General features: G+C 40.4%; 14 protein-coding genes. 9 read left to right on the top strand and 5 right to left on the bottom strand.

The annotated features are described in order from the left end of the window. Positions 1-45: 45 nt before the first annotated feature. The 4 genes from topA to pbpC all read left to right on the top strand — a co-directional run bounded on the left by topA (position 46) and on the right by pbpC (position 11,099). A complete protein-coding gene (gene topA, locus R2Q94_RS12900) occupies positions 46-2,628 on the top strand; it encodes a type I DNA topoisomerase (protein WP_316821877.1) in 2,583 nt (860 codons plus the stop codon). A gap of 29 nt (positions 2,629-2,657) precedes the next feature. Beyond that, positions 2,658-3,062 (top strand): hypothetical protein, encoded by a 405-nt coding sequence (locus R2Q94_RS12895; RefSeq protein WP_316821876.1) that lies wholly within the window; start codon positions 2,658-2,660, stop codon positions 3,060-3,062. A gap of 83 nt (positions 3,063-3,145) precedes the next feature. Continuing rightward, positions 3,146-8,707: an MG2 domain-containing protein gene (locus R2Q94_RS12890; RefSeq protein WP_316821875.1), complete on the top strand. Its 5,562-nt coding sequence runs from the start codon at positions 3,146-3,148 to the stop codon at positions 8,705-8,707. Between the two features lies 1 nt (position 8,708). Then, positions 8,709-11,099, top strand: coding sequence for a penicillin-binding protein 1C (pbpC, locus tag R2Q94_RS12885; protein WP_316821874.1), 2,391 nt, complete (start codon positions 8,709-8,711; stop codon positions 11,097-11,099). On the opposite strand, the gene R2Q94_RS12880 is transcribed toward pbpC, so the two are convergent. Next, positions 11,096-11,785, bottom strand: coding sequence for a lysoplasmalogenase (locus tag R2Q94_RS12880; RefSeq protein ID WP_316821873.1), 690 nt, complete (start codon positions 11,783-11,785; stop codon positions 11,096-11,098). The two genes, pbpC and R2Q94_RS12880, sit on opposite strands and share 4 nt — an antisense overlap. Beyond that, positions 11,760-12,986 carry a sterol desaturase family protein gene (locus R2Q94_RS12875; protein WP_316821872.1) on the bottom strand — a complete coding sequence of 409 codons (1,227 nt, stop codon included), beginning with the start codon at positions 12,984-12,986 and terminating at the stop codon, positions 11,760-11,762. Before R2Q94_RS12875 ends, R2Q94_RS12880 begins: the two co-directional genes overlap by 26 nt. Before the next feature lie 264 nt (positions 12,987-13,250). On the opposite strand from R2Q94_RS12875, the gene R2Q94_RS12870 reads away from it, so the two are divergent. Beyond that, entirely contained in the window at positions 13,251-13,382 is a 132-nt protein-coding gene (locus R2Q94_RS12870; protein ID WP_316821871.1) for a hypothetical protein, read from the top strand. Here the strand turns inward: R2Q94_RS12870 and R2Q94_RS12865 are convergent. Together R2Q94_RS12865 and R2Q94_RS12860 are read right to left on the bottom strand one after the other, a co-directional pair. Beyond that, complete coding sequence (locus R2Q94_RS12865; protein WP_062548794.1) at positions 13,379-13,687, bottom strand: RNA recognition motif domain-containing protein; 309 nt, start codon at positions 13,685-13,687, stop codon at positions 13,379-13,381. The genes R2Q94_RS12870 and R2Q94_RS12865 overlap by 4 nt on opposite strands. A gap of 422 nt (positions 13,688-14,109) precedes the next feature. Continuing rightward, positions 14,110-14,961 (bottom strand): dienelactone hydrolase family protein, encoded by an 852-nt coding sequence (locus R2Q94_RS12860; protein WP_316821870.1) that lies wholly within the window; start codon positions 14,959-14,961, stop codon positions 14,110-14,112. 230 nt (positions 14,962-15,191) lie between these two features. Between R2Q94_RS12860 and R2Q94_RS12855 the strand changes: the two genes are divergently transcribed. Next, complete coding sequence (locus R2Q94_RS12855) at positions 15,192-15,806, top strand: hypothetical protein (RefSeq protein WP_316821869.1); 615 nt, start codon at positions 15,192-15,194, stop codon at positions 15,804-15,806. A 114-nt stretch (positions 15,807-15,920) separates the two neighbouring features. On the opposite strand, the gene R2Q94_RS12850 is transcribed toward R2Q94_RS12855, so the two are convergent. After that, a complete protein-coding gene (locus R2Q94_RS12850; protein ID WP_316821868.1) occupies positions 15,921-16,259 on the bottom strand; it encodes a hypothetical protein in 339 nt (112 codons plus the stop codon). A 448-nt stretch (positions 16,260-16,707) separates the two neighbouring features. Between R2Q94_RS12850 and spt the strand changes: the two genes are divergently transcribed. From spt to R2Q94_RS12835, 3 genes are read left to right on the top strand one after another with little or no spacing between them, the layout of a single operon-like run. Then, positions 16,708-17,913: a serine palmitoyltransferase gene (gene spt, locus R2Q94_RS12845; RefSeq protein ID WP_316821867.1), complete on the top strand. Its 1,206-nt coding sequence runs from the start codon at positions 16,708-16,710 to the stop codon at positions 17,911-17,913. Further along, positions 17,910-19,031 carry a hypothetical protein gene (locus R2Q94_RS12840; RefSeq protein WP_316821866.1) on the top strand — a complete coding sequence of 374 codons (1,122 nt, stop codon included), beginning with the start codon at positions 17,910-17,912 and terminating at the stop codon, positions 19,029-19,031. The genes spt and R2Q94_RS12840 overlap by 4 nt, the downstream gene beginning before the upstream one ends. After that, positions 19,028-20,017, top strand: a complete 990-nt coding sequence (locus tag R2Q94_RS12835) for an NAD(P)-dependent oxidoreductase (RefSeq protein WP_316821865.1) — start codon at positions 19,028-19,030, stop codon at positions 20,015-20,017. The genes R2Q94_RS12840 and R2Q94_RS12835 overlap by 4 nt, the downstream gene beginning before the upstream one ends. The last annotated feature ends 35 nt before the right edge of the window (positions 20,018-20,052 follow it).

Here is a 20,052-nt window from a genome sequence, read left to right as displayed (position 1 = left end):
GAAATTAGCCTTATTTATAGCTTTATTTGCAGAAAAACGTTCTGAATGGCGAAGAATTTATTAATAGTTGAGTCACCTGCAAAGGCTAAAACCATCGAAGGGTATTTAGGAAAGGATTTCCTTGTTAAATCAAGTTACGGACACATCCGGGACTTGGTTAAGGGGGATATGGGCATCGATGTAGCCAATAATTTCGCCCAGACCTACGAGGTACCTGCCGATAAGAAGCAAGTAGTGGCCGAACTTAAGAAGTTAGCTAAGGAAGCCGAAATGGTATGGCTAGCCTCCGATGAGGACCGTGAAGGGGAAGCGATTTCCTGGCACTTATTTGAGACATTAGGACTAAAAGAAAATAAAACAAAACGAATTGTATTCCATGAGATCACTAAGCCTGCCATATTAAAGGCGATAGAGAACCCAAGGACCATCGATTATAATCTGGTAAATGCCCAGCAGGCACGCCGTGTACTAGATCGGTTAGTAGGTTTTGAACTTTCACCAGTATTATGGAAAAAAGTAAAACCTTCTTTATCTGCAGGAAGGGTGCAATCTGTAGCTGTACGTTTAATTGTAGACCGGGAAAGAGAAGTCAATAAATTTAATGCGACAGCAGCCTTTAAGGTGTCTGCACAATTCGGCACCGGAAAAGGGAAAGAAGTGGTAAAAGCAGAATTACCTCATCGTTTTGAAAAAGAAGCTGATGCGGAAAAATTCCTGAACGATTGTATCCAGGCCGGGTTCAGTGTAGCCAGTTTAGAAACCAGACCAGCAAAAAGAAACCCTGCTCCTCCTTTTACAACTTCCACCTTGCAACAGGAAGCCTCCCGTAAACTGGGATATTCTGTTTCCAGAACGATGCAGGTTGCACAAAGGCTATATGAAAGTGGACGAATCACCTATATGCGTACTGATTCCGTAAACTTATCGGAGACCGCATTACAGGCAGCGGCAGCGGAGATTAACTCCGCATGGGGCGAAAAATACCACCATTTAAGAACTTATAAAACGAAATCTGCAGGTGCACAGGAAGCTCACGAGGCCATCCGCCCTACTTATTTTAATCAGCATACCGTTACCGGCGACAGTTCAGAACAACGATTGTATGAATTGATCTGGAAACGTGCGATTGCCTCTCAGATGTCTGAGGCGCAGTTTGAAAAAACTACCGCACAGATCGCCATCAGTACCAGAAAAGAACATTTGATTGCTGAAGGTGAAGTATTGAAATTTGATGGTTTCCTAAAAGTATACCTGGAATCCAGCGATGATGATGAAGCTGAGGATTCTGAAGACAACAACATGTTGCCTCCATTGGCCAAAGGTCAGGAATTGAGCTTAAGAGAAATGAATGCAACAGAGCGTTTCTCCCGTCCGCCGGCAAGATATACTGAGGCCAGCATGATCAAGAAACTGGAAGAACTTGGGATTGGTCGTCCATCTACTTATGCGCCAACCATTTCTACCATTCAAAACCGTGGTTATGTGGTCAAAGAAGATCGTGATGGTCGTCCGCGTACATTTACCTCAATAGTATTGGCAAATGGCGAGGTCAGCAAACAAATTAAAACAGAAATTACAGGTGCAGAGAAATCAAAACTCTTCCCAACAGATATAGGTGAAGTGGTAAACGACTTCCTGGTAGAACACTTCAAAGGGATCGTCGATTTCAACTTTACAGCAAATGTAGAGAAGGAATTTGATGAGATCGCACAAGGTTTACAGGAATGGACGAAAATGCTCCACTCCTTCTATACACCTTTCCATAATGAGGTAGAGACCACTTTAGAAACAGCTGAGCGTGCAAACGGAGAACGTTTATTAGGTGTTGACCCAGTTTCTGGAAAGAATGTCTATGCTAAAGTGGGTAAATTTGGTCCATTGGTACAGATCGGACAGAATGATGATGAAGAGAAGCCGCGTTATGCGAGTTTAGCGAAATCACAATCTGTGGCTACCGTAACACTTGAAGATGCTTTAGAACAATTCAAACTTCCTTTCCAATTGGAGGATTATGAAGGCAAAGAGGTTTCTGTAGGTGTAGGCCGTTTTGGACCATACGTGAAATGGGGGGATACTTATATCTCTATCCCTAAGAATGAAGAACCTTTATCAGTAGATAGAGATCGTGCTATTGAAATTATTCAGGAGAAAATCACTGCTGATGCTCCTGTTGCACACTACGAAGGATTACCTGTGACTAAGGGTAAAGGCCGTTTCGGTCCTTTTATCAAGTGGAATGACTTATTTATCAATGTACCTAAAGCGTACAACTTCGATGCGCTATCAGCGGCTGATATCAATGAGCTGATTTCTAAGAAAGTTGAGAAAGAAGCCAATAGATTCATCCAGCAATGGCCAGAGGAAAAAATTGCCATTGAAAACGGCAGATGGGGACCTTTTATTCGTTTCGGCAAAGACATGCTGAAATTGGGTAAGAACCCAGCTACAGGCGAGAAGTATAGCCCTGAAGATCTGGCTTCCGTTTCACTTGAAGCAGTAAAAAAATTAATTGTGGAGCAGGTTCCAAATGCATTCGAACCTAAAGCAACCAAGAAAAAAGCAGCAACCAAGATCACTGCAAAAGCGGCAAAAGCACCTGCAAAAAAGAAAACAGTAGCAAAGAAATAAAGTGTAGGTAACCCCTGCTAAGCGTAATTATGAAAAAAGATCTCCCAGAAAATATAGTAGAAGATATCGCTATTGCGGTGGTATTGACTAGTGAAAGTCCGGAGTTTAAGAATTGGACCGTATACCTGGTGAACCTGAAAAATGAGGTTTTAGAAAATGTAATGATCAGCTCAAAAGGTTACGGAGAAAAAGATGGTAAAAAAGTACAGACTTCTGTATTGCGCCATTCCCTTGGAAATATTTTGCCACAGACTTTTGCTGGTGTAGAAGCAATTGCTCCTGAGGTATTGGGCTTAACCAATGAATATTGGTTGAGTTATTATATCAATGGGGTAATTTATGACAAGAAGTTCATTTTTCTTCCTGAAAGCATCGTAGACGAGAATTTAATCCGTATCCCGCTGGTAAACAAACCAGGAGTGATGATAAAATAATTCTAATTAATTTCGGTTTAGTTTCCGAAATCAATCCTTTTTGTTAATTTTCATGTACATCTATACCAATAAGAACAGATTACATGAAAATTACACAAAAAGGATTTTTTATTGGCGCAGTTTCGCTCGTCATTATCGGCCTTGCCGTTTTCTTCTTCCTAAAGAAGAAAACTTCAAAAGATAACCATCAGGCCTTTGCCAAATACATAGAGGCCTATACCTCTGGCACCGTATCCAAAAAGAGTAACATTACCATCAGATTAGCCAGTCAGGTGAAAACCATGGGCGATATTGGCGTAGCTGATTCCCGGGATTTATTTAGCAGTTCCCCTTCCATCAAAGGAAAAACCTATTGGATTGACGCGCAAACCTTAGAATTTCGTCCGGAAAAACCCTTGAAATCCGGAGAAACCTATGAGATGACTTTTCACCTGGACAAGGTAACAGAAACAGAAAAAGACCTGGGAGATTTTGACTTCGATTTTAAAGTCATCAACCCTGGATTGAGTTTAACACAGGAAGGATTGATTTCTCAGAATAATACCTCTTTGGACTACATGAAGTTAAACGGAGAAATCAGTACGGCAGATCAGGAAGATCCAAAATTGATTGAACAATGTTTGAAAGTTGATTTCCCAAGCACTCTAAAAGTGAAATGGCAACATTTTCCTGCAAAAAATACTTCCAGCTTTACGATAGATAGTATTCCTAAAGCTACCTCAGACACGCGATTAAGTTTAGATTGGAATGGTGAGCCCATTCATGCACCAAGAACAGGACAAGAAGAATTGGTAGTCCCTGCAAAAGGGGTTTTCAAAATCCTGAACATGAAAGCAGTACAGGATATGGAAGATTTTGCACTGGTACAGTTCTCTGAGCCTGTTAACGTGGGGCAGGATCTGAACGGTTTAATTACCCTATCGCAATTGTCTAATCTTAGGTTTACCATTGATGGCAGTCAGGTAAAAGTATACAGCCCGGATAAACTAGAGGGCAATTACCAGTTTACCGTAAATGGAGCTGTAGAAAACATCAGCAACGTAAAATTAAAAGCAGCAAAAACAGCAAATATTGTTTTTGAAAACAGATTACCATCAGTAGAGATTTCCGGAAAAGGAACCATCCTTCCGAACTCAGGGAAATTGGTCTTGCCATTTGATGCCGTCAATCTGAAAGCGGTTGATGTGACAGTGATTAAAATTTATGAAAACAACATTCCTCAGTTTTTCCAAAGTAATGGATTTGACGGGAATCAGGAATTACGTCGTGTAGGTAGACCAATTGTCCAAAAAACCATCCGCCTTGATGAAGATAAATCACTAAATCTGCACAAGAAGAATAGATTTACACTGGATCTTGACAAGATCATCCGTACGGAGCCGGGCGCGATGTATCGGGTGACCATTGGTTTTAGAAGTGCATACAATCTGTTTAAATGTGCAGAGGATAATGAAGTTAAGGGCGATGAAAATGAAGAGGAATTTGAGAATTACCCTAGAGAAAAACTGGATGAATTTGATGATTTCTGGTTGAGATATGATAATTATTACCCGGCTAATTATAGTTGGGAAGATAGAGATAACCCCTGTACCCCATCCTATTATAGAAGTGAAAGGTTTGCAAGTCGTAATCTAATCGCGTCCAACATTGGTCTGATTGCAAAAAACGGCAATGATGGCAGTATGCTGATTGTGACCACAGATCTGCTCAGTGCAAAGCCATTGAGCGGTGTATCCATAGAATTACAGGACTACCAGAGACAGGTAATTGAAACGGTTAAAACGGATGGCAATGGTATGGTCAGCTTTGAGCAGAAAAGAAAGCCCTTTTTACTGGTTGCCAAAATGGGTGATGAACGTGGATATCTTAAAGTAAATGATGAAAATGCTTTACCGCTGAGTAGATTTGATGTGGCTGGAGATCAGGTTCAACAGGGTTTAAAAGGCTTTATCTACGGGGAACGTGGTGTTTGGCGTCCTGGAGACTCCTTATTCCTATCCTTTATTCTGGAAGATAAACTGAAGAAATTACCAGGGGCTTATCCAGTAACTTTTGAACTGTACAACCCTAAAGGGCAACTGGTTAAGCGTATGGTAAATGGTAAGCCTTTAAATGGTTTCTACTCCTTTAGAACGGCTACCGAAAGTACAGCACCTACTGGTAACTGGATGGCTAAGGTAAAAGCCGGAGGAGCAGTATTCTCTAAAAGCCTTAAGATAGAGACCGTAATGCCAAACCGATTGAAAATTAATTTCAATTATGGCAATCGTCCATATTTAGGTTCTGGTGGCGCCTCTACCGCTACACTATCGGCCACCTGGTTGTTTGGTGCCCCTGGAAAACATCTGAAGGCAAAAGTAGATGTGAGCTTAAATACCATGAAAACTACTTTTAAAGGATTTGAAGCCTATAGCTTTGACAACCCGACCATTGTTTTCGAATCGCAGCTGAAGACCATTTTTGAAGGCACATTAGATGAGCATGGAATGGCTACGGTGAACACCAACCTCAATGAAAATCATACTGCACCAGGGATGTTAAAAGCCAATTTTTCTATTAAAGTTTTCGAGGCAGGTGGTAATTTCAGCATCGATAATTTTAGCATCCCTTACCATGTATATTCCGATTATTACGGCATAAAAACTCCGGAGGGCGACCGTTTAACAGGTATGTTGCTGACTGGTAAAGACCACCAGATTGACATAGTCAATGTTAACAGAGATGGAAAAATCTTGGCTGGTACTAAAGAGGTAGATGTAGAACTCTATAAAGTACAATGGCGCTGGTGGTGGGAACGCGAACAGGAAGATGCTTATGCAAATTTCACACAGAACTCCTACAACAAACTGATCAGGAAAGAAACAGTATCCTTAGATAATGGAAAAGGAAAATGGAAGTTAAGGATTGATGAACCGGAATGGGGTCGTTACCTGATCCTGGTAAGAGACCGTAAAACAGGTCATGTATCCGGAAAATCAGTTTATATTGACTGGCCAGGCTGGGCGCAACGCGAACAGGGACAGAATCCAACAGAAGCGGCGATGCTATCCTTTACCGCCAATAAGACCAAATTTAAAGTAGGCGAAGAAATCGTATTGACAATTCCTTCAGGCAAAGATGGTAAAGCCTTAATCTCCATAGAAAACGGCAGCAGGGTGTTGAAAACCTTTTGGACAGACACCAAGGCAGGACAAACGCAGTTTAAATTCAAGGCAGAGAAAAGCATGACGCCAAATGTGTTTGCGAATATTACCTTATTACAACCCCATGCCCAAACAGTAAATGATTTGCCAATCCGTATGTATGGGGTGATTCCATTGCTGATTGAAGATCCGGAAACCATCTTAAAACCACTCATCAAGATGGCGGATAAACTGAGGCCTGAAACAGAAAGTACCATCAGTATTTCTGAGCAAAATGGAAAAGCAATGACCTATACTATTGCAATAGTAGATGAAGGTTTACTAGACCTGACCAGATTTAAAACACCAGATCCTCATGCTGTTTTCTATGCAAGAGAAGGTTTAGGAGTAAAAACTTTTGACTTGTTTGATTATGTATTGGGTGCATGGGGAGGCAATCTGGAAAGGATTCTCAGCATTGGTGGTGATGGCAGTATCAACAAGAACCTCAACCCTGCCAAAGCAAACCGCTTTGTACCTGTAGTGAAATACCTAGGGCCCTTTAGCTTGTCGAAAGGAAGCAGCAATACCCACAAATTTAAATTACCACAATATATTGGAGCGGTAAGAGCCATGGTTATTGCCGGTCAGGATGGTGCCTATGGCAATGCAGAGAAAAGCGTCCAGGTGAAAAAACCGTTGATGTTGCTGGCCACACTTCCAAGAGTTATCGGTCCGGGGGAGAGCTTTACTTTACCAGCAACAGTGTTTGCCACAGAGCAGAACCTGAAAAATGTGAGTTTGCAATTACAGACCAATAATCTGGAGGTAATTGGCAGCAAGACACAGCAATTGGTGTTTAAACAACCTGGAGAACAGATGGCTTATTTTGAAATTAAAGCTCCTGAAATCACTGGTATCGCGAAAGTAAAGCTGATCGCTCAGAGTGGTCATGAAAAAATCGCTTATGATGTAGAACTGGATATTCGTAACCCAAATCCTTATGTCAGCAATGTGGTCTCTGCCATTATCGAACCTGGCAAAAGCTGGACACAACCTTATGCCCCAATTGGCATGGCTGGAAGCAACTCTGGGAACCTGGAATTGTCGGCCATCCCTCCCATTGACCTTAAAAAGCGCCTGGGTTACCTGATGCAATATCCACATGGTTGCGTAGAGCAAACTACTTCTGGAGTGTTCCCTCAATTGTTCCTGAATAAATTAACACCACTTACTGAACAGCAGAAGACCAATACAGAACGAAATATCAAGGCTGGCATCAATAAATTACGTACGTTCCAAACCGGTGACGGCGGACTGGGCTATTGGCCTGGTGCAACAAGTGCTGACGAATGGGGAAGTATTTATGGAGCTCACTTCCTAACTGAAGCACAAAATGCCGGTTATAGCTTACCAGTCGGTATTCAGGATGAACTTTTACGCCATTTAAAAGGTAAAGCTTCAAACTGGGCGCCTAACAGCAGCAATTTCTATGGAGCTGACTTAACCCAGGCTTACCGGTTGTATGTCCTTGCATTGGCTAAAAAGCCTGAAATGGCGGCAATGAATAGGCTTAAAGGATTCCAGTATTTATCCCTGGCAGCAAAATGGCGCCTTGCAGCGGCATATCAGCTCGCAGGACAAGCCGACGCGGCAAATGGTTTGATCAAAGGATTGTCTATAGAAGTAAAACCTTATCAGCAACTGGGCGGCACTTATGGCTCTGATTTAAGAGATGAGGCCATGATTTTAGAAACCCTGACTTTATTGGGCCGAAAAACGGAAGGGGCTAAATTACTGCAACCTGTAGCCTCAAAATTAGGGGCTAATGAATGGTACAGCACACAAACCACTGCTTACAGTTTATTGGCGATTGCTAAATTCTGTGGTGCAAATACCGCCGCCAACAACTTAAAATATAATTATATCATTGATGGTAAAAAGGGAAGTAAGGATAGCAAAGACTTCCTGAACAGCATTCCTTTAAACTTTAAAAGCCCCTATCTATCCATTACCAATACCGGGAACCGCGTGTTGTTTGCCCGTCTGATCTTACAAGGACAACCTGCTGCCGGTCAGAATACCTTCCTTCCCAACAACCCGGAAGCACTGGACATGAGTATTAATTATAAAACCTTAAATGGGAAGTCCATCGACCCATCGATATTGAAACAAAGTACTGATTTTTATGCGGAGGTTACGATTAAGAACCCAGGTAAGATGGGATATTATGAGCAAATGGCCCTGACACAGATTTTCCCTTCCGGATGGGAAATCATCAATACGCGAATCAGTGATACGGAAAGTGCAATTGCCTCCTCTCCTTACATTTACAGGGACATCAGGGACGACCGTGTCTTTACCTATTTCAATTTGAGGGAGAATGAAACGGTAACTTATAAAGTGTTGTTAAACGCGGCCTATATTGGTCGTTATTATTTATCTGCAGTACAGTGTGAAGCGATGTATAACCAAAACATTAGCGCCACAACACCAGGTAAATGGGCACAGGTAATTAAATAGAATGTTTAAAAAAATATATGGAGAACCAAAACTACTGATCAGTGATTTGCTTTGTTTGCTTTTGCTGCTTTGGTTTTGGTTCTTCTTACCATCAAAATTGTTTTTAAGCCCTACCTCCTATGTATTGGAGGCTTCTAACGGGGAATTGTTAAGTGCAGCTATTGCAAAGGACGGTCAATGGCGATTTCCGGTATCAGACACCATTCCAATAAAATTTCAACAATGTATTGTTGCCTTTGAAGACCAGCGATTTTATCAGCACCCAGGCGTAGATCCATTGGCTATGGCCAGGGCAATGCAACAGAATTTTAAGGCAAGAACAGTCGTAAGTGGAGGTAGTACCCTAAGCATGCAGGTGATCCGATTATCCCGCAATGAAAGCAGGACGCTTTGGCAAAAATTAGTTGAGGTAGTCATGGCTATTCGACTAGAATTCAGTAACTCTAAAGAAGATATTTTAAAACTATATACCGCCAATGCACCTTTCGGAAGTAATGTAGTTGGACTGGATGCCGCCGCCTGGCGCTACTTTGCCCGGAGTGCGGATCGTTTATCCTGGGCTGAGATGGCGACACTTGCTGTATTACCTAACAGTCCTTCACTAGTCCATCCAGGAAAAAACGCTGTAAAACTGATCAAAAAAAGGAATGATCTATTAGATAAATTGGCCCGTTTAAAAATCATAGATCAGGAAACGGCCAATCTCTCTAAATTAGAACCCATTCCAGGAAAGCCATTACCCTTACCACAGTATGCTCCTCATTTGCTGCAGCGTTTTAAAACTGAGCGCAGCCTATTGGAAATTCCGGCGACGAGAATCACCTCTACCCTGGATTATAACTTGCAGATCAAGGTGAATAACCTATTGAAGCGCTATCAGAATAGGTATCGTGCCAATGATATCAATAATATCGCCGCTTTGGTACTAAATGTGCGAACACGTACTGTAAAAAGTTATGTAGGCAATATTTACCAGCCAGATAACCGGGAAATGCAAAGTCATGTGGATATGATCAAAGCAGCCAGAAGTCCGGGGAGTACACTCAAACCTTTATTGTATGCGAGTATGTTGAATGACGGATTTATCCTGCCCCGCACCCTGATTCCTGATGTTCCGACACAAATCAATGGTTACGCTCCACAAAATTATGATTTAGGCTATGATGGTGCAATTCCTGCAAACCATGCCTTGAGTCGATCCTTAAATATACCTGCAGTTAAGATGCTGCAAAATTATAAGTATCAGCGCTTTTATGATCAGTTGAAAAAACTAGGCATCAGTACCTTAAGCAAACCGGCAGATCATTATGGTTTGTCTATTATTCTTGGTGGCAGTGAAGTGACGATGTGGGATCTGGCTAAAACATATATGGGCATGGCCAGGTCATTAAATCATTTTAATGATTACCAGGGCCGTTACAATCCACAAGACTATGATCCCCCGGTATATCTTCAACAAAAGATCAAAAAACGTTTATCATCGGAGGATGCACAGCTAAATGGCATCTTGGATTATGCTTCAATCTGGAATACTTTTAATGCCATGGAAGAAGTCATGCGGCCCGGAGAAGAAGGACTTTGGGAGCAGTTTGCCTCTTCTCAAAGGGTAGCCTGGAAAACAGGGACCAGTGTGGGTTCAAGAGATGCCTGGGCTGTTGGACTGACACCAGATTTTGTCGTATGTGTCTGGGTGGGCAATGCCGATGGTGAAGGTCGGCCTGGTTTAACAGGTGTAGATGTGGCTGCACCGGTCTTATTTGATATTTTCAGGGAGCTTCCCAATGCAAAATGGTTTAGCACACCTAAACATCAGCTCAAAAAAATGCGTGTATGTAAGCAAAGCGGGTATAAAGCTGGCGAAAATTGCAAAGAAGTTGTGGAAGAACTGGTTCCTCCTGCAGCGGTAAAAACCATGATCTGTCCATATCACAAGCTCATTCATCTGGACAGAACCGGAACTTACCGCGTTACAGATGAATGTGAGCCAGTTGCAATGATGGTTCACCAAGCCTGGTTTGTCTTACCTCCGGCAATGGAATATTATTACAAAATCAAGAACAGCGATTATAAACTCTTACCCTCCTATCTGCCGGGATGCGGAGATGCAGGAAGCAATTTTGTGATGGAGATGATTTATCCTAAGCCTAATGCCCAGATTTACATCCCGCTTGAACTGGACGGTAGCAGAGGAAAAGTAGTGTTTAATGTATCACACCGCAATACCGAGGGGAAGATTTACTGGCACATTGATGAGGAGTATGTAGGGACGACGAAGAATTTTCATCAGCTCGCCTTAAATCCAGCGCCAGGAAAGCATACACTCACCTTAGTAGATGAAGATGGTGAAAGACTGGTTCAATCTTTCACTATCCTCAGCAAGGAAAAAGACTAATCTTTTTTAAGTAGTTTTCTTTCAACGCCACCCATCGTGATCAGGTATTGAGCGATCATATAAGTCGCCATAATCAGCACTCCGGCAAAGTCAAATCCTTTGACAAACTTGTTATATGCAAGCGTGGCATCGGATGCGAGAAAAAAAAATGCACCAAGAAAGATGAGATTAAAACTTAAAGCATTTACTCTTTGATTACGGAATGTGGCCATCATCATCATCAAACAGATTACAAAGGTGTAGATCATTACCGGAAGCTTCATATCATTTAAGTGAGGCCTTAAATAGAAGTAAAAGGCAATACCGAAGGCTGCACACAAAACGATGGCCAGCCTGGCTCCTTTTTTATCCAGTTCCTGCGCGGAACGGAAGTCCAGGTAAAATGCGCGGATATAAAAAATATGCCCCAAAAGAAAAGACACCAAACCGTACATAAAGTAACCCGGATTCTGCCATACCAACATGAGCAATACATCTCCCAATAAACAAAAAAACAAGCCTGTAAACAGGCGTTTATGGAAACGACCATTTAATTTTGTACTTCTATAAAGCATCAGCATTAAGGAAATCACAATGCAGGGTTTGATGAAATAGGTTAATGTAGCGTTCTGTTGGAACTCTGCTACCAACTGCAATACAAAGATCAGGGCAAATAAAAGGTTAAACTTCAGGTATTTCTTCAGCATTATTATTCTTTTTATGAAGGTTAAAAAACCAGACCACCGAGCAGAGGTTAAGGCCAGAAAATATGACCTGGTATCCTACCGGAAAATCCTGCAGCAAAACTATTAAAATCCCTAATATCAGACGAGCATATTCGAATTTAACCTGCCATTTCTTATCTTCCAATAAAGCGGAGCAGGTCACGAGAGTGAGGATGACGTAAATCACCCCGGTAACCACCGCGACCAGGGGAAGCGTTGGATATAAAAACAATATAGCGATGGCTGCGATCAAACCGATCACAAATTGGAAGACCACATAAGGTAGCCGTTTCTGTTGATATGCAGGATTGTACTTTTGGTAATTGAGGGTGTCGATTTCTGGTGCGTATTTAAATCCACCAAGATGTGCAGGAAACCAGCCTGGAGGTTTGATAAATACATTGATTTTATCAAGTAATCTTGGGCTTTGCTTTGCAGTATTCCACAGTTCATCCCAATAATGAACATTCGCCCATAAAGGATTCCAACTGGCTAAAGGTGTGGTGATGCCATAATAAACCTCTTCTTCTTCCTTTTGGAAAGTACCAAACAGTCTGTCCCATATGATCAATGTACCTGCATGATTTTTATCAATATACTTAGGATTAGAGCCATGATGAACGCGGTGATGAGAAGGTGTGTTGAGGATATATTCTAAAGGTCCCATGTTTTTGATCAACCTGGTGTGAATCCAGAATTGATACAAGGTATTGAATGCGCTTAGGGTTAAAAACATCAGTGGATCGAAGCCCAGGAAGGCCAACGGCAAATAAAACACCCAGGAAAACCAACCTTGAAACCAGGATTGTCTAAGGGCAACCGTGAGGTTATATTCTTCAGACTGATGGTGTACAATATGCGCAGCCCATAAAGCATTTACCTGGTGACTCATACGGTGGAACCAATAATAAAAAAAGTCGACACAAAGGAACAGTAAAAGCCAGATCCAAATATTTTGTGGCAGCGTAAATAAGCGCCAATGCTCATAGATATACATGTAACCAAAAAATAAGGCTGTTTTCATAAAGATGCCAGTCAGCTGTTGCCCAATTCCCTGGCTCAAATTAGCAATTGAGTCATTAAAGCGATAATAATCTAGCTTTTTATAAAAGGTCCAGGCCAATTCGATTCCAATAAGAATGAAGAACACGGGGACAGACAATGCGATATAATCAACTTTCATATTCCTAATTTAATAAAATACACGATAAATTCTTTACCGTTAAAGTGTTAAATGAGAAACATAATATAAAACGAGGGGTTATTATATTCCACGCGATTATCAAACATGCTGATGAACGTGAAAAATTTTAAGTGTTTGAGCGGATCAGGCACTGGCAACTGTCATAAATCATCAGTTAATTTTACTATGAGAAACAACATCCAGATGCAGAAAGAGATTTCGAAATGGATATATATGAAAAAATGGTTTTTAAACATGCCCAGAATGGAAAAAGCTTCTGATTGGATGGTTGGAAACAAAAAAGCAGGAAATATAACTTGCATTATATTTCCTGCTCCATATGAATTTACCTCTATAGATAGAGTGAATTGTCTACAAAAAGAAAAAAGCTATTAATAGCTTTTCTCTGTACGGTTGTTGCGTTTAAAGCCACCACCGCCTCCAGCGCCACCAGTACCTGGTTTCTCTTGAGCTTCAGCAACTTTAATTCGATTACCGTTATAATCGCCACCGTTCATGCGTTTGATTGCTTCTTTTGCCTCTTCTTCTACTGGCATTTCCACAAAACCAAACCCACGACTCTGACCAGTTTCGCGATCTTTGATAATTCTAAGTGATTTTACTTGACCGAAATCACCAAAAACGGCTGTTAATTCATCTTCCCCTACTTCTAGTGGAAGGCCTGTAATAAATATCTTCATTAATGTTTAAAAATTTGCACAAAGTTAAGCATTTTTAGCTTAAATTCCAATGCTAGTGTCAGTTATAAGTATAATTATCTAATTACTTTTCAAACAGTCAATGGTTATTCTTTGTTTTATGGACCGCTGTTATTTTAAATAAATAATCGTTTTTTACCTCTTCATGACGCAGAAAGGAAGATTATGAAAAGTCAACCGACTCAGTATGTGCAAACAAGAGAATTCTTCCTTCCCATAAAAAAAAGTATATAATTTTTAAATGTGAATGACTTCCAGCCCCTCTTAAGGCTTAAATCGACGCTAATTTCTTAGTCCCAATATGAAATTCTGTAGCACTGTAATTGGCAATACCCGATGAATTGCCCTTATTTTCTTTAGTTTTTTCAGTGCTGATCTTCCTAATTTCGCCTAAAACATCGAAATCAAGCAAGGGTTTTCTTAAAGAGTCCTATGGTTCGCCCCCAGGCCAACTTGGCTGCTGCTTCATTGTATCTTGTAGGAGAAGTATCATTATTAAAAGCATGATTTACTCCTTCATAAATATAAAGTTGATAAGGAATATGGTTTTCTTTCAGTGCTGCTTCAAACTCTGGAATTCCAGCATTGATTCTCTCATCCAAACCAGCATAATGAAGCATGAGGTCTGCTTTAATCATAGGTACATCAGCTGTTTTCGCCTGCGCCCCGTAATAGGCTACTGCTGCCTGTAATGTAGGATCGTTTACGGCTAATTTGTTGGCCATTCCTCCACCCCAGCAAAAACCTACACAGCCTACCTTTCCATTTCCATCTGGATGTTTTCTTAAGTAATCAAGACCAAGCAGGTAATTTTGAAGTGTTTCTTCTGGATTTAGCTGACCAATCAGTTCTCTGGCTTTATCTTCATCCGCAGGAGTGCCCCCAAAAGGAGACAATCCGTCTACACCTAGTGCTAAAAAACCTTCAGCAGCGACTCTTTTTGTGACCGCTATGGTATGTGGATTAAGTCCGCGATTTTCATGAATCACCAATACAGCTCCTAAATTCTTTTTCCCTTTTGGTTTTGCCAAAAAACCCTTCATATCACCTTTAACACCTTTGTAGGTGATATTTTCAGTGCTGAGTCCCTCATCATCAACTGGAGCCGCTGTCGCATAGTTGTTTTCCAGTAAAGGCAGAACGCTCAATGCCAGGGCGGTACTGCCAGTTAAAAGTGCCAGCTTTTTAAGAAATTCCTTCCTGTTGATGTTGCTATGGGTGTATTGATCGTAAAGGTTGATAATTCTTTGATCCATTTTGATAAATTTAAAAGAAGTAAAACTGATTCCAATATAAGTATTTTCCGGGCTTAAAAGCACTTTTAGAAAGTTTAAAATACCATTATAGAACTGATTACGAGAAAATTGACAAAAAATACCCTACGGTTTTCATAGATGTTCTCTGTTTAAATGGTTAAATTGGTTTAATGTTTGTATCTACCTGAGGATCAATCTTAATTATTAACCTCGTATCAAAAAAAGAAACCATGAAAAAAGTACTTTCATTACTAATGATGCTGAGCTTCTGTGTAGGCTTAAGCATGGCTCAAACTGCTGTACCTAGTACTACTACTAAAAAACAAAAAGCAAAAAAAGAACTGAGTAGTACCACTAGCGAATCAAAAACAGCAGCAACTGCGGCAGCTAAAAAGGAAGCGGCAGCTGCAAAAAAAGAAGCCGCGGCAGCTAAAAAGGCTGCAAAAGCAGAGGCAACGACAACAGCAGCAGCCGGGACAAAATTAAAAAAAGACGGAACACCGGATAAACGCTATTCAGCAACAGCTAAAAGCACTGCTACAGAAACAAAAGCTGCAGCTGCTTCAGCCAAAAAAGAAGCAACTGTAGCAACTACACCTGGACTTAAAAAAGACGGTACCCCAGATAAACGCTTTAAAGCAGCAGCAGCAAGCCCGGCAGCAACTCCAGCTACAACCAAAGTTACCCAGCCTAAAGCAACATCTACCACTGTTAAAGATTACAAACCTACTGTAGACAGAAGTATGAAGGGGCCAAACGGAGAAGAAATTTTAACCGGCCCCAGAGGTGGTAAATACTATATCAACAAAAACGGCAACAAAACTTATGTAAAAAGAGAGGGATAAACCGGAACAATTGTTTCTAAAAGCATAGCGATTCCAGCGACCTGTCAAAAACAGAAAAGGCTATATCATTTATCTTGATATAGCCTTTTCTATATGGTTTAATACCGGTTGAAATTAACCTACACGGTAAACATTAAATCTATCATTTCTCACTGGTTGTCCTTTTATACACAACGACTCACCTTTATTATCTCTTGTTGCTTTAATCACAAAAGGTGCTTCCGTTTGCTGTGCCAATTCATAAGCCAGTTTCAATCTATCAATATAAGTATCCGCATCTACTCTCCACTTCTTACCCTCATACATGAAGTAGGCAAATACGTTCCTGGTTTTTCCTTTTAGTTTCCCATCTAATCTGATGTGGGCTATATTGGCTTGTTTTAAAGGCGCCACAGCCTGCTTATAAAAATCGGTAAAATTGTCAAACGTAGGTATAACATTAATCGTGCTCATGTAATCTTTTTTTTCAAAAATACACAAAATCTTTTGATCAGATAGAAAACACCCCTATTTTATCCCGGATATGAATCGCTATTAACGCTTATATCCCAATTTTATGATACATAAGCAGAACTAAGTTTTGTTTTTTGGTATCAATATTGTATCCTTGCTTGCAAATCATAACTCAGTAGACAGTTTATTTCTGGCCTTAAATCAAAGATTTTATAAGAAAATTGTAATTTTTGTTTTAAAAAGTAATATATTCAAACTTGTAGGTCCTGAAGTTTTGTTTTCTGTGTTTATGATCTTAGCTTTGGGAAGTTTTTTAATATTTGACAAATTTGTCAAAATTGAACAAACGATTTAACGGGAGAAATTATTAAATACTGAGCTAATGATTTTTCGTTCAAACCGACAAACATCAACAAAAAGCTCCGTGATCTAAACATACAGTACTAGCATGCGCAAAAAATTACACGATAGGATAGCCGCTTTTAAAGACGCTACAGCAATCAAGGAAAGAGGTCTATACCCTTATTTCCGAGCCATTGAATCAGGACAAGATACAGAAGTGGTTATTGATGGGAAGAAGGTGTTGATGTTTGGCTCCAACTCCTATCTGGGATTAACCAATCACCCAAAAATTAAGGAAGCTTCAAAAGCTGCAATTGATAAATATGGTACAGGTTGTGCCGGCTCAAGATTCCTGAACGGAACATTAGACATTCACATCGAACTGGAAAGAAGACTTGCTGCTTATGTAGGCAAAGAAGCTGCAGTACTTTTCAGTACCGGATTTCAGGTAAACCTTGGTGTGATTTCCTGCCTATTGGACAGAAACGATTATTTGATTTTGGATGAATATGACCATGCTTCTATCATTGATGGTAGCCGTCTATCCTTTTCAAGATCTATCAAATACGCCCATAATGACATGGACGATTTACGTAAGAAATTAAGCCGTTTACCAGAAGATGCTGCTAAACTTATAGTTGCGGACGGTATTTTCAGTATGGAAGGTGATTTAGTGAAATTACCGGAAATTGTTAAAATCGCTGAAGAATTTGGTGCAAACATTATGATGGATGACGCCCATAGTTTAGGCGTAATCGGTGTGAATGGTGCAGGTACTGCTTCCCATTTCGGTTTAACTGATCAGGTAGATTTAATCATGGGCACATTCAGTAAATCTTTAGCTTCCCTTGGTGGTTTCATCGCGGGTAATGAAGAAACAATTGAATATGTGAAACACAGAGCACGCTCATTGATGTTCAGTGCAAGTATGCCTCCATCGGCAGTTGCTAGTGTAATCGCAGCATTAGATATTATTGAAGCTGAGCCAGAGCGTATCGACCAATTATGGGCAAATACCAATTATGCTAAGAAACTATTATTAGAAGCTGGATTTGACATTGGCCATACCGATAGCCCAATCCTTCCGGTGTATATCAGAGATAACGACAAGACTTTTATGATCACCAATATTCTAAGCAATAACGGCATTTTCGTAAACCCTGTAGTTTCTCCGGCAGTACCGTCTGACGCGTCATTAATCAGGTTCTCATTGATGGCAACTCATACGTTTGCGCAAATTGAAGAGGCAGTAGAGAAAATTGCTCTTGCAGCTAAAGAAGTGGATTTAACTCCTTCTCAGATCGCAATATGAAAAAAATCGTTGCTGTAAACGACAAGAAACAACTGGCATCTTTCATTGACTTTCCACATGATTTATATAAAAATGACTCGAACTATGTTCCGGAACTTTTTATAGCACAACAGGATATGCTTACCCCAGGTAAGCATCCCTTTCATGAACACTCTACTTTACAGCTTTTTCTAGCTTATGACGGGGATAAAATCATTGGAAGAATTGCCGGAATTCAAAATAACAACCACAATAAGGTCAATCAAACAACCGAAGGACATTTTGGCTTTTTCGATTGTATCAATGACCAGGAAACGGCACAGCTATTGGTTAATGCTGCGGCAAAATGGTTGAAAGAAAGAAACATGACCAGCATGATTGGTCCGGTAAACTTCTCCACCAATGACATTTGCGCCTTATTAATTGAAGGATTTGATGGTCCACCTGTAGCAATGATGCCTTATAATGCACCTTATTATCAGCAACTACTGGAAAATACGGGATTGGCTAAAAAGGTAGACTTAAGAGCTTATAAATTTATCGCCGGTGATTACAATGACCGTTCTCTTAAACTAACCGAAGCCATTCGCGAGCGCTTGAAACGCAATAACATCATCATCAGAAAGATCAACATGAATGACTTCTGGAATGAGGTGGTGAAAGTACGTGAAGTATATAATGGCGCATGGGACCACAATACGGGTTTTGTTCCGGCAACAGATAAAGAATTTCATTATCTGGCAAAGGATTTAAAAATGATTGTAGACCCTGACTTTATCTATGTAGCAGAGCAGGATGGTAAAATGGTAGGAATTTCTTTATCTATACCAGACATCAACCAGGCACTGATTAAAATTAAGAGAGGTCGGTTATTGCCTTTTGGAATTTTCAAACTACTTTGGTACAAGCGTAAAATTAAAGGTTTACGTATCATGGCCTTGGGTGTTTTAGATGGTTACCGTAAAATGGGTATTGAAGCTTGCCTCTATGGATTGACCATAAAAACGTTCCAGGAAAAGAAGTTTGATTATGCTGAAGCATCCTGGACTTTAGAACATAACACTATGGTAAACAGTGCTATTGAGCAAATCAATGGTAAACTTTACAGAAAATACAGGATTTTCGAAAAATCAATATGATAAAAAAGGTATTAATTACCGGTGCAACAGGGTTTGTGGGCTATCATTTGATAGAAAAGGCATTAGGCGCAGGATTGGAGGTGCATGCAGCAGTTCGTCCGGGCACTGATAAGTCTCATTTAAAAGATTTTGACATCAAATATACTACCCTGGATTATAGTTCCGTAGATCACCTCAAAAACGCTCTGGAAGAACAACAATACCATTACATCATTCATGCTGCAGGAATTACCAAAGCAAAGACCAAAGAGATTTACAATAAGGTTAATGCTGAGTTTTCTAAAAACCTGGCTTTAGCAGTAAGTACGGCAGCAATTAAGCTGGAAAAGTTTGTATTTGTAAGTAGTCTGGCAGCAATTGGTCCCTTAACTGATTTATCTGCTGAAATTCAGGATGATTCTCCAGGGCGTCCGGTTACTAATTATGGTGCCAGTAAGTTACTAGCGGAGCAATATTTAGCAGAGATTCCAAACCTTCCTTTAACGGTCATCCGTCCAACAGCGGTATATGGGCCTAGAGAAAAAGATTTGTTCATCTTATTTAACACGATTAATAAAGGATTAGAGCCTCATATTGGTCGCTTTCAGCAACAACTTAGCTTTATTTATGTGAGAGATTTGGCTGATGTAATTGTCAAAGCACTTACTTCTCCCCTTGTTGGAAATAGCTATAACGTTTCTGATGGGCAGATTTATAATCGCTATGCTTTAGCAGATGCGATTAAAAAAGCATTGAATAAGAAAACTTTTAAGTTTCATTTACCGGTTCCGGTAGTGAGCTTCATGGCGACAATGATGGACATTTTCTATGCAAAGAGCAAGAATACTCCAACGTTGAACCAGGAAAAAATGGCCGAGCTTACTGCCATAAACTGGGCATGTAATATCGGCCATTTAAAAGCTGACCTGGGTTTTGAGCCCCGCTATAATCTTGAAAAAGGATTAATAGAAACGGTCAGCTGGTATAAAAAGAATAATTGGTTATAAGGTTATTTAATTGGGATAAACAAATTGTATTTCCT

The sequence above is a fragment of the Pedobacter gandavensis genome (assembly GCF_032678465.1).
GTDB lineage: Bacteria > Bacteroidota > Bacteroidia > Sphingobacteriales > Sphingobacteriaceae > Pedobacter > Pedobacter gandavensis_B.
Note: the sequence above shows the minus strand (reverse complement) of the source record. Positions and strands in the feature narration are given on the sequence as shown.